The sequence below is a fragment of the Calothrix sp. CBUCES-K 9914 genome (assembly GCF_059640475.1).
On sequence record NZ_JBXXZH010000315.1, the window covers coordinates 1 to 9685 of the forward strand.

Genomic DNA, 9685 nt, shown 5'->3' on the forward strand with positions numbered 1-9685 from the left:
TCTTGAGAGATACTTGCTCATGCGGGTTCGTTTATATAAATTTTATTCGATTTTGTTCGCGTTAGAAAAACGCGAACAAACTTTTCTTTATTTTAGGCTATGCTCCCGCTTAACCGAGCAGTATTGCCAACGGTGGGATATTTATTTGTTGGCAAATGGTAGGCGCCTATATTTAAAGTCAAATCGCTCTTTTTGACCGCAAAAGTGTTATCTTCTTCTTGTCTGAGTACTTGCCAGCCACTATCAAAGTAACCTTGACCATGATTACACGAATGCAATCGCTCGTAAAATGCTAAATCTACCCCTAAGTAGGTATTATTTTCTAGATTTTTGAGCGGTGTCGAATTTTCCGAATCTGAATTTAAAGCAAGGAATTTTGTGATGGCGCCGTTATAGTATAAACTATAAAGGTAGTTGCACAGTTGCGAATTCAAAAGTGAATTCTGAATTTGCAATGGCAATAGTTTAAAGCGGGCTACTATTTCAGGCGGAAGTTGTAAAGGTTTGTAATCAGGATAACGAATACAGAAGTTGGAGTCAATTTCTACTTTATTTGTGATATCCTGTAGAGTAGTTAGTAGTCGCTGGGCTGAATAATCAAAACTGAGCTGTGTTTGATAGAAATCTAGCAGTTTCATATTGTTTTTATTGTTTGATACTTAGTAAGTTCTTCGAGCGTCATACCAAAAACAGTGGAAACCGATTGTTGAGGACGGCATAATAAACTCTTAGCAACTTGGAGCATACAGATACCTTCATGACCAAAGCTTTTTTGATGCTGAAGTGTTGCCAAAATCGATTGCATTAAGGCTACACCAGAACATTGCACAACTTGCAACAAAAAGCCTGGACGGTATTCTAAAATTTCTGGAAAGTTATCCAAGTAAGCTCTGATTAAAGCTGCAATTGAAGGCTGAATTTTTTCTAGTGGAGTTGTAGCTAAACGTAAAGACTCTTCCAAAGTCATTGTTTGACTCGTCATCAAACTAGAAAGCCAGATTTTCAAGTAGTTACCAATCAGCATTCCTAAATCGCTTGCTGGATCGCCCCAAGTTGAACTTTCCCAATCAATTAGCCGAATCATGTTTTGATCTAGCGTTTCACTCTGATCTCCTGACTCCCAGTTATTGGATAATAAAATATTGTTCAGCTTTAAATCATTATGAATCAAACAGCGGATTTCCATTACATTACCCAACTCTGCAATAGCCTGTCCTAAGCTATCGTAACGCTGATAAAGCGCAAAAAACTTCAGCCCATCGTCGGGATACTCACCGAAAACTTCTGGAGTAATCCTTCTCAAATAAGTAGTTAATTCAAAAATTGGATTACTAACTCCAACTTGGCATAGTTTGAATAATTCTTCAAAGTCCTCACGGTCAAAAGTGAGGCGATGAATTAAGGCAATAATCGCACCAATTCTACTTGCAATTACAGTAGGAAAGCTGTTAGTTTTTGTGTAGAATTCGGCTAAATCTTGGTAGTTACTGAGATAATTAAAAATAATAACTGATTCCTCCATATTATAATAAATTGCCTCGGAAACGTATAAAGAAAGCTCTCTCAATTCGGAGAATCGTTGCAATAACTGTTGAATTTGCCATTCTCTCAAAAAACTACTAATTGTTTTAGCCTGAGCATGTTGACGCTCTTGCTTAACTAAAAGTTTACGACCTGATGGCATAGAGAATAATAAATTGAAATTTTTTGCAGGTATTAGTTCGATTTGGCTACTAGATTGCTGCTCAGAGGTGCATATTTCCTTGTCAATCAAATAGTCAAAGATATTTTGAGAATTTAGGATAAATGTCATAGCGCCTTCCTTCAACCGCGCGTGCGGAAACGTTGTGAATATCTGCTTGATAATTGATTACTAGAAGACTGACCCCCAAAAGGAGCCATAAATGACTCAACTAACGACACAATACTATTTATTGCATATCCGATAAGTGCAAATTGCAAAACTTTAATTCCAAGTTGGAGAAAATTAGAGAAATCGTTGCCGCTTCCACCATGTACCAATTTATAATCTTCATCAGTTAATTGTTGTAGATAGCTTTCAGTGTCAGGCGCAGGCAAATCAGAAATTGTAATTTTAGCCATTTAATTCTCCCCCTCAAACAGACAATGCTAAAATATAAATATAAATATAAATATAAATATAAACAGGATTCAACTATTGATAATTAAATCCTGCTAATTGCATTCTTTAATCGCAGGATTCAGCATTGTAACTGAATCCTGTTTGTGACTATAGACAACTAAACCACACCACCAGCACCGATGCCAGTTCCAGCACCTAAGGCATTATTGCTATATCCAGCTACTAAGGAGATAACGTTTTGAACTCCGTAGCCTGCAAGTGCGAACTGTAGAACTTTAGTACCAATTGCCAGATAAGGAACGAAGTTGGTGCCTTCTCCACCATGTACAACAGTGGCATCTGCTAAAGACAAATCATTGAGGTAGCTTTCAGAATCTGCAAACAGTTCAGAGCCAGCAGGATTGAGTTCAGAAAGTTGAATGTTAGCCATTATTTTCTATCCTAATAAACGTATGTAAGTGTTTGTGTTCGATAAGGTAAAGAACTAACTCCTTAACCTTATGCTTGTATTATGCGGCGTTGCATTTTTTAATTGCAGGATTCAGCATTGTAACTGAATCCTGTTTGTGACTATGACAACTAGACAACGCCACCAGCACCGGTGCCAGTACCAGTTCCAGCACCTAAGCCATTATTGCTATATCCAGCTACTAAGGAGACAACGTTTTGGACTCCATAGCCTGTGAGTGCAAACTGTAGAATCTTAGTACCAATTGCAAGATAAGGAATAAAGCTCGTACCTTCTCCACCATGTACAACAGTCGCATCTGCTAAAGACAAATCATTAAGATAGCTTTCGGAATCTGCAAACAGTTCAGAACCAGCAGGATTTAACTCAGAAAGTTTGATGTTAGCCATTGTTTTTTCCTTCTTAAACTATTGTGCGTGAAAATACAAGGAACACAAAGCCCAGGCGCCTGGGTGCAAAAGAAGAATTATATTTCGCTTCCCTAAAAGTAGGCGCCCGTGCGAGTATGAGTGCCTAGATTGTAATAGTGGTAGCAGTACCAGTTCCAGCAGTACCAGTTCCAACACCAGCAATACCAGTTCCAGTGCCAGCAACACCAGTTCCAACACCAGCAGCACCACCAGCGAGTCCAGTATTGCTATATCCGCCTACTAGGGATATAACGTTTTGGACTCCGTAGCCTGTGAGTGCAAACTGTAAAAACTTAGTGCCAATATCGAGATAAGGAATAAAGTTGGTACCTTCTCCACCATGTACAACAGTGGCATCTGCTAAAGACAAATCATTGAGGTAGCTTTCAGAATCTGCGAACAGTTCAGAGCCAGCAGGATTGAGTTCAGAAAGTTGAATGTTAGCCATTGTTTTCTGTCCTAATAAATGTGTGAAAGTGTTTGTTGTTGTTCAGGTGAAGAACTAATTTCTTAACCTTATGCTTGCTATTATTAGTCATGATTTTTTAAATTTCAAGACTTGTATCTGACTTCTAAAGATATAACTATACTTATTATGTCTTTTTAGTTTTATTTGTTTGAAAAATTTGGTAGTAATTATTAAATAAAAATTTTCCAAATGAAATTAGTTATTAAAAATCATCAAAAAATCGTGCGTCAGCGCGAAGCACACGCCACTGCACGACTAACGAACAAGATAAGCTTTTTAAGCTGAACATCAACTAGCAACTGGGTTTAGAGGTTATATTTAACGTCTACAAGTCTAATAAACGCCATACCCATTATTAACGCTGCTTGCTAATTGGGGCTGAGTGGTTTGTGGTCTGCTGAGAGAAATGGTTATAGGACTTCTGTTTGGATTATTTAAAGCCTCTATTAATCTGAACAGGTTTAGTTCAGAAGGGCTTAACGTTGTTGTAACGGATATTGCTCCACCAACGACGCTGCTCAGTTCCCTATTGTTTAGCTTCAACAGCAATTTCTCGTCATCAATCAAATTCAAGTTGCTAATGGTAATATTAGCCATATTTTTACCTCCTTCAATTAAGGGATATTAGATAAAACAGTTCTTGGGTAAGCGTACAGCTATACAAAACCCAAGTCCTTCTTTTATATGATTGCAATTGAATCTATTAATTCAACTTCAACAGATAAATTGTGGAGACATAATTATACGAGTTATGGCTTTAGAAATTTTTCCTAACTGTCAACTTTTGGTTTAATACTTAAGAGTGTTTGAAACCTTTATTGCTGCGTTGTTGATTTGCGAATATTCCTAATAAGGAACCATAATTTGTCCATTTACCTAAAATGGAAGTATAAAGCTATACGTGAGTAATAAAATTTTATATCCTTTAAAGTATTTACGGCACTTTACATAAGTTTATATAGTTCTATTTAATTTTGCCTACCTACTTAATACGTAATAACCCATGTGAGGTTTACTTTTCGGACTGACTGGAAGTAAACTGTTGCGCGAGAACCAACTAACTTAACACTAATCTCATTCTTTAGTTAGAGGTTAGGTTTAGTTGAAAGCTTTAAGGTTCAGGTGTTGATTTGTAGTAGTTAATTTTTTTAGTAATCTAGAAGGCTGATACGAAGGGTAAATTTTTTCCTTGAGCTTCTACATGCCTTTGGCTAATAAGCTGCTATCCTACACTGTTCCCCGGTCCTAGTATTAGAATTTGGACAAATTTGTCCAAACTGCGATAAACAAAGCACCATACAGCAAGTACGGGAGATATATAGACATGAGCCAACCAATTAAAGTTGAAAAGACGGTAACAATTAACAAACCAGCAGACGAACTCTACCGCTTTTGGCATAACTTTGGGAACTTGCCGCGCTTCATGAAGCATCTCAAAGACGTAAAAGTACACAATAATAAGCGATTGCACTGGACGACCAGTGGGGTGTTAGGTACAAGTGTTGAATGGGATGCAAACATCATTGAAGATCGGGAAAACGAATTGATTGCTTGGGCTTCGGTTGAAGGTGCAGATGTTAATAACTCTGGTTCTGTGCGCTTCCAGCCAGCACCCGCCAATCGCGGTACAGAGGTAAAAGTCGTTACGGAATATAACCCACCTGGTGGTGCGATTACCGAAGTGTTTGCCAAACTCTTCGGCGAAGAACCAGAACAGCAGATTGGAGATGATTTACGCCGCTTCAAAATGCTGATGGAAGCAGGCGAGATTGCAACTACAGTTGGTCAACCAAAGGGAGGTTAAAGATTATGAAAGCAGTTTGCTGGCACGGCGCTAACGATGTACGGGTGGAAACAGTACCAGATCCAAAAATCATCAATCCGCGCGATGCCATCCTCAAAGTTACATCAACAACCATCTGCGGTTCTGACTTGCACCTCTACGATGGCTATATCCCGACGATGCAACCAGGTGACATTCTCGGTCACGAGTTTATGGGGGAAATCGTCGAAATTGGCAGTGAAGTCAAGAAACTGAAAAAGGGCGATCGCGTAGCTGTTTCTTCGATGATCGGCTGCGGTCAGTGTTTTTTCTGCCAAAAGCAGATGTGGTCGCTGTGCGATAACTCCAACCCCAACGCTTGGATGCAGGAGAAGTTGTTTGGCTTTGGTACGTCGGGTATTTATGGCTACTCACACTTGTTTGGTGGTTATGCTGGTGGCGACGCGGAATACGTGCGCGTGCCATTCGCTGATTTTGGCGCTCTCAAACTTCCCCAAGACCTGGACGATGAAAAACTGCTGCCGATCAGCGATGCTTTTCCCACAGGCTACATGGCAGCAGATTTATGTAATATTCAGCGTGGAGATATCGTCGCAGTCTGGGGTTGTGGTCCGGTCGGACAATTCGCCATGCGTAGCGCCTATATGTTGGGTGCAGAGCGCGTGATTGGTATCGATCGAGTTCCCCACCGCCTGCAACTAGCGTCTGACTTCGCTAAAGCGGAAACGATCAACTATGAGGAAGTCGATGCTGGCGAAGCCCTAAAAGAAATGACAGGTGGTCGTGGTCCCGATGCTTGTATTGATGCAGTGGGAATGGAAGCACACGGTATGGGGCTGGAAGGATTCTACGATGAAGCGAAGCAGAAAGTCGGACTAGAAACCGACCGCCCTACCGTGCTGCGGCAAGTAATGCTTGCTTGTCGCAAAGGTGGCACCCTGTCAATCATGGGCGTTTACGCTGGCTTTGTAGACAAGATGCCGATGGGTGCTTTCATGAACAAAGGCTTGACGCTTAAAACCGGACAAATGCACGGGCAGAAGTATATGCCTCGGTTGCTTGAGAGCATTGTGACGGGCGAAGTCGATCCATCTGCTGTATTCACACATCGCTTGCCCCTAGCAGAAGCCAAACAAGGCTTCGAGCTTTTCAAACACAAAAAAGACGGATGCGTAAAAGTTCTCTTGCTGCCCTGAAATGGCTCATAGAAGACTGACTAATAGTTAATAGTCGTTTAATTAACAAAAAAGGAAAAACAATGAAAGCAGTTTGCTGGCACGGCGCTAACGAAGTGCGGGTTGATACAGTACCTGATCCAAAAATCATCAATCCGCGTGATGCGATTGTTAAAATCACGTCAACGGCGATTTGCGGTTCTGATTTACATCTTTATGACGGTTACATCCCCACGATGGAAAAAGGCGACATCCTTGGTCATGAATTTATGGGGGAGGTCGTCGAGCTAGGCAGTGCCGTCAAGAATGTGAAGATAGGCTCGCGCGTTGTCGTCCCCTTTACCATTTCCTGCGGCTCCTGTTTCTTTTGTCAAAAAGATTTGTGGTCGCTGTGCGATAACTCCAACCCCAACGCCTGGATACCAGAAAAAATCATGGGTTATTCTCCATCTGGTCTTTTCGGCTACTCCCATATGATGGGTGGCTATGCTGGAGGTCAAGCTGAATATGCGCGCGTTCCCTTTGCCGATGTTGGTTTATTCAAGATTCCTGATGGACTAACAGACGAACAAGTCCTGTTTTTGACGGATATCTTCCCCACTGGCTATATGGCAGCGGAAAACTGCGATATCCAGCCAGGAGATACTGTCGCGATCTGGGGCTGCGGTCCAGTCGGACAGTTTGCCATTAGAAGTGCATATATGCTAGGTGCCGAGCGCGTCATTGCTATTGATCGAGTTCCTGAACGTCTACAGATGGCTCAAGACGGCAAGGCAGAAGTCCTTAACTATGAAAAAGTTGATGTTGGTGAAGCCCTCAAAGATATGACCGGTGGGCGCGGTCCAGATGCTTGCATGGATGCTGTGGGAATGGAAGCCCACGGTACGGGTCTTGATGCGTTTTACGACCAGGTAAAGCAAGCTGTGCGTATGGAAACCGACCGACCCACTGCCCTAAGACAAGTAATTGTTGCATGTCGCAAAGGTGGTACTGTGTCAATTCCTGGTGTTTACGGCGGCTTTGTAGACAAGATACCGATGGGTGCTGCCATGAACAAAGCCTTAACATTTAAAACGGGACAAACGCACGTTCATAGGTACTTGCGCCCGCTACTTGAGCGCGTCCAAAATGGCGATATCGACCCATCTTTTGTAATCACCCATCGTCTGCCGCTAGAACAAGCACCGCACGGCTACGAAATTTTCAAGCACAAGAAGGACAACTGTATCAAGATCGTACTCAAGCCAGGTCAGGCTGCCTAAAACCCCACAAGAACACGAAAAAACCAAGTCTAGCCAACACTTTAGGAGGTAGAGATGACAGAAGAACTCACAAATAAGAAAGTTGCCATTCTGGTTACAGATGGCTTTGAGCAAGTTGAAATGGCTCAACCAAAGCTTGCCCTTGAGTCAGCAGGTGCTCAAACCCACATCATTTCACCTAAAAGCGATCGCGTTCAGGGCTGGAACCATTATGACAAAGGGGATTTTTTCTCGGTAGATGTCCCCCTCGATAAAGTAAATCCAGCCGACTATGATGCCCTCCTGCTTCCCGGTGGTGTTGCCAATCCAGATCAACTTCGGACTAAAGCTAAGGCGATCGAGTTTATAAAGTCCTTCTTCGATACTGACAAGCCAGTAGCGGTGATCTGCCACGGACCTTGGACTCTGATCGAGGCAGATGTGGTGCGCGCACGAAGGCTTACCTCGTGGCCGTCGCTCAAGACCGATCTCCAAAACGCAGGTGCCCAGTGGGTAGATCAGGAAGTTGTAGTTGATAGGAACCTCGTGTCGAGCCGCAAGCCAGACGACATTCCAGCCTTCAACCGGGAAATGATCGAGCTGTTCAGCCATGCAGGGCAGGTACGGCAGATAGTCTGATGACTCGAAGCGTTAATCAGGAGGACAGGTATGGAACAGCATCGATTTGGTTCCACGCAGCGCGAGAGGAAAATTCTCTGCTGGGCGTGAGCGACTTCGATGTGCCTGACCTTGAAGCAGTCCAGAAGATCGCTGGCGAGGGTTCTCTGGTCTGCAATCAAGTCCTTTACCATTTGAGAGAGAGAGCAATCGAACACGCTGTGATCCCCTGGTGTGAGAAGGATGGGGTCGCCGTAGTCGCATACAGCCCGTTCGGTCATGACGATAACATAGAGGTTATGTCAGGCTGTTAATAAATGGGAGAACAAAAAGTGAATAAAGATGAATTTCTTTATCCTCGCAGCCGTTACTACGGTCAAGTCAAACCAGAAAATTTAGTTTTCAATGCCAACTTACAGGAGTTTAGTCAGCGGATTAGTATTATTTGTAGCTTAGAGACTTCAGGGAAAATAGCTCCTGAAGAAGCATACCAACAAATCAAAAACTTGTGGAAACAGTTAAAACTTAGCAAAAAAGAGTTGAAGCTTGGTGAAAATCCTTTTTCTGGGAATGAGTTTAATAATCAATAGTAATCAACAGTAATTAATGCCTCCACTATATTTAATCTTGTGGAGGTTTTACGCTAACCGTTCATTTGTTTATTCAAGAATTTAATAACATCATTTCACATTGCATAACTAGTCGCTAGGCTACGAGCTTTTTCTTTCTGATTCATAGATTTTTAGTAAGTAGCTCGTATCTTGCACCTAACGTGTAAACCTGTACAAAGCGAATTAGAAAGGATAAAACTATAACTACAATATATAATTACAAACTACGTAGATACTAAATACATTTTTAACTATATTATAAGAATTAATACGGTATTGGTTTCTCAAATTTTGATTTAATAACGGCGCCGTTGATGTGCGAAATTACATACAAAAATACTACTAATGGTGAGAATGAATTTTATTTGCATTGTGGCGCCAAAACATGAGAAAAAGGGCGTTGAAGTATATATTAAAAGAAGCAAGAAAAATGGTTTCAATTCTTGAGCCAGTGCGATGGACGGGTTTCCCGGTGAGCTCGTGGCATGTTCTGGCTTTGCGTAACCCAACATTTCCCTGATTTTGTTAGGTTTTCATAAGCGATAACTCCGTTGACGTTCCTCAACCCAACCTACGTCTAAACGTACTTTTCAGCTTAACTTCTGAGAAACTTTTTCCACCACCAGTAGAAGCTAGAAACGCCGAAAATCGTGAAAATTTGCGCCAATTTAAAATTTGGTGGCATGACAAAACAGGCTAGAGTCAATTTCAACTCTAAACCAAATACTAATAAATACCCTGACCTGGGTTGGTCTAATTTAAAACATTCTTCTGACCGGGATAGTAGCATTGCTACTTCACCAAT

13 protein-coding genes are annotated in these 9685 nt (G+C 41.8%); 6 read left to right on the top strand and 7 right to left on the bottom strand.

The window, feature by feature from the left end:
- Positions 1-92: 92 nt before the first annotated feature.
- From AC2JBO_RS39365 to AC2JBO_RS39395, 7 genes are all read right to left on the bottom strand, one after another.
- Positions 93-638 carry a hypothetical protein gene (locus AC2JBO_RS39365; RefSeq protein ID WP_496959068.1) on the bottom strand — a complete coding sequence of 182 codons (546 nt, stop codon included), beginning with the start codon at positions 636-638 and terminating at the stop codon, positions 93-95.
- A complete protein-coding gene (locus tag AC2JBO_RS39370; protein ID WP_496959069.1) occupies positions 635-1813 on the bottom strand; it encodes a phosphotransferase in 1179 nt (392 codons plus the stop codon). Before AC2JBO_RS39370 ends, AC2JBO_RS39365 begins: the two co-directional genes overlap by 4 nt.
- Positions 1814-1824: 11 nt before the next feature.
- Positions 1825-2103 (bottom strand): hypothetical protein, encoded by a 279-nt coding sequence (locus AC2JBO_RS39375; protein ID WP_496959070.1) that lies wholly within the window; start codon positions 2101-2103, stop codon positions 1825-1827.
- A gap of 158 nt (positions 2104-2261) precedes the next feature.
- Positions 2262-2534, bottom strand: coding sequence for a hypothetical protein (locus tag AC2JBO_RS39380; protein WP_496959071.1), 273 nt, complete (start codon positions 2532-2534; stop codon positions 2262-2264).
- Between the two features lie 149 nt (positions 2535-2683).
- Entirely contained in the window at positions 2684-2962 is a 279-nt protein-coding gene (locus AC2JBO_RS39385) for a hypothetical protein (protein WP_496959072.1), read from the bottom strand.
- Between the two features lie 124 nt (positions 2963-3086).
- On the bottom strand, positions 3087-3431 hold the full coding sequence (locus AC2JBO_RS39390) for a hypothetical protein (RefSeq protein ID WP_496959073.1): 345 nt from the start codon (positions 3429-3431) through the stop codon (positions 3087-3089).
- 354 nt (positions 3432-3785) lie between these two features.
- A complete protein-coding gene (locus AC2JBO_RS39395; protein WP_496959074.1) occupies positions 3786-4049 on the bottom strand; it encodes a hypothetical protein in 264 nt (87 codons plus the stop codon).
- A 727-nt stretch (positions 4050-4776) separates the two neighbouring features.
- Between AC2JBO_RS39395 and AC2JBO_RS39400 the strand changes: the two genes are divergently transcribed.
- From AC2JBO_RS39400 to AC2JBO_RS39425, 6 genes are all read left to right on the top strand, one after another.
- Positions 4777-5256 carry an SRPBCC family protein gene (locus tag AC2JBO_RS39400; RefSeq protein WP_496959075.1) on the top strand — a complete coding sequence of 160 codons (480 nt, stop codon included), beginning with the start codon at positions 4777-4779 and terminating at the stop codon, positions 5254-5256.
- A gap of 5 nt (positions 5257-5261) precedes the next feature.
- A complete protein-coding gene (locus AC2JBO_RS39405; RefSeq protein WP_496959076.1) occupies positions 5262-6431 on the top strand; it encodes a zinc-dependent alcohol dehydrogenase in 1170 nt (389 codons plus the stop codon).
- A 62-nt stretch (positions 6432-6493) separates the two neighbouring features.
- Positions 6494-7672, top strand: a complete 1179-nt coding sequence (locus tag AC2JBO_RS39410) for a zinc-dependent alcohol dehydrogenase (RefSeq protein WP_496959077.1) — start codon at positions 6494-6496, stop codon at positions 7670-7672.
- A 54-nt stretch (positions 7673-7726) separates the two neighbouring features.
- On the top strand, positions 7727-8290 hold the full coding sequence (locus AC2JBO_RS39415; RefSeq protein WP_496959078.1) for a type 1 glutamine amidotransferase domain-containing protein: 564 nt from the start codon (positions 7727-7729) through the stop codon (positions 8288-8290).
- Positions 8290-8583 carry an aldo/keto reductase gene (locus AC2JBO_RS39420; protein ID WP_496959079.1) on the top strand — a complete coding sequence of 98 codons (294 nt, stop codon included), beginning with the start codon at positions 8290-8292 and terminating at the stop codon, positions 8581-8583. The genes AC2JBO_RS39415 and AC2JBO_RS39420 overlap by 1 nt, the downstream gene beginning before the upstream one ends.
- A gap of 3 nt (positions 8584-8586) precedes the next feature.
- The gene (locus tag AC2JBO_RS39425) at positions 8587-8859 is read left to right on the top strand and encodes a DUF7219 family protein (RefSeq protein ID WP_496959080.1); all 273 of its coding nucleotides are present in this window, start codon (positions 8587-8589) and stop codon (positions 8857-8859) included.
- Positions 8860-9685 lie beyond the last annotated feature (826 nt).

Coding starts and splice junctions, on each gene's coding strand:
- AC2JBO_RS39365 (WP_496959068.1), bottom strand. CDS start 638: ATGAAACTGCTAGATTTCTATCAAACACAGCTCAGTTTTGATTATTCA.
- AC2JBO_RS39370 (WP_496959069.1), bottom strand. CDS start 1,813: ATGACATTTATCCTAAATTCTCAAAATATCTTTGACTATTTGATTGAC.
- AC2JBO_RS39375 (WP_496959070.1), bottom strand. CDS start 2,103: ATGGCTAAAATTACAATTTCTGATTTGCCTGCGCCTGACACTGAAAGC.
- AC2JBO_RS39380 (WP_496959071.1), bottom strand. CDS start 2,534: ATGGCTAACATTCAACTTTCTGAACTCAATCCTGCTGGCTCTGAACTG.
- AC2JBO_RS39385 (WP_496959072.1), bottom strand. CDS start 2,962: ATGGCTAACATCAAACTTTCTGAGTTAAATCCTGCTGGTTCTGAACTG.
- AC2JBO_RS39390 (WP_496959073.1), bottom strand. CDS start 3,431: ATGGCTAACATTCAACTTTCTGAACTCAATCCTGCTGGCTCTGAACTG.
- AC2JBO_RS39395 (WP_496959074.1), bottom strand. CDS start 4,049: ATGGCTAATATTACCATTAGCAACTTGAATTTGATTGATGACGAGAAA.
- AC2JBO_RS39400 (WP_496959075.1), top strand. CDS start 4,777: ATGAGCCAACCAATTAAAGTTGAAAAGACGGTAACAATTAACAAACCA.
- AC2JBO_RS39405 (WP_496959076.1), top strand. CDS start 5,262: ATGAAAGCAGTTTGCTGGCACGGCGCTAACGATGTACGGGTGGAAACA.
- AC2JBO_RS39410 (WP_496959077.1), top strand. CDS start 6,494: ATGAAAGCAGTTTGCTGGCACGGCGCTAACGAAGTGCGGGTTGATACA.
- AC2JBO_RS39415 (WP_496959078.1), top strand. CDS start 7,727: ATGACAGAAGAACTCACAAATAAGAAAGTTGCCATTCTGGTTACAGAT.
- AC2JBO_RS39420 (WP_496959079.1), top strand. CDS start 8,290: ATGACTCGAAGCGTTAATCAGGAGGACAGGTATGGAACAGCATCGATT.
- AC2JBO_RS39425 (WP_496959080.1), top strand. CDS start 8,587: ATGGGAGAACAAAAAGTGAATAAAGATGAATTTCTTTATCCTCGCAGC.